The organism is Streptomyces sp. ME19-01-6, assembly GCF_033793745.1.
Classification (GTDB): Bacteria; Actinomycetota; Actinomycetes; order Streptomycetales; family Streptomycetaceae; genus Streptomyces.
Genome location: NZ_JARAXF010000139.1, coordinates 1 through 589, shown reverse-complemented (window position 1 = coordinate 589; position 589 = coordinate 1). Strand labels below are relative to the sequence as shown.

The 589-nt window shown below is 68.1% G+C and carries 1 protein-coding gene; it reads right to left on the bottom strand.

All coding sequences use genetic code 11. From position 1 onward, the window contains the following. A partial coding sequence (locus PV419_RS53025; RefSeq protein WP_319701270.1) for a condensation domain-containing protein occupies positions 1-589 on the bottom strand: 589 nt, incomplete at both ends.

Below are 589 nucleotides of genomic sequence, written 5' to 3'. Positions count from 1 at the left end.
CCGGCTGCCCGCCCGAGACCCTGGCGCGATAAGCCTCTCCGAGATCCCGCAACAGCGGCCCCACCGACCAGCCGTCACTGGCGATGTGATGCAACAACACCAACAGCACCCGCTCGCCCGATGACACGTCCTGGAACAGCCAGGCCCGGACCGGTACCTCCGACGCGAGATCGAAGCAGTATCCCTCCGCCTCGCTCACCGCCCCCTCAAGCCCACCCTCCGCCACCTCCACCACCGACAGCCCGGCCGCCGCCTGGTCTATCTGCTGATACGGCTCACCCGCGAAGACCGGATACCGGGTCCGCAACACCTCGTGCCGACCCATCACATCCGCCAGCGCACCCCGCAGCGCCCCCACATCCACCGCACCGTCCCACCGCATCCGCAACGGAGTGTTATACGTCGAACTCGGCCCCTCCAACTCCCGCAAAAACCACATCCGCCGCTGCGCGAACGACAACGGCAACCGCTCAGGACGCACCCGACCCCCCACCACCGGACGCCCACCCGAAACCCCCACACCATCCGTCCCGGAATCGATCAGCGCGGCCAGCCCGGCAACCGTCGGTGTGTTGAACAGTGCGCGGAT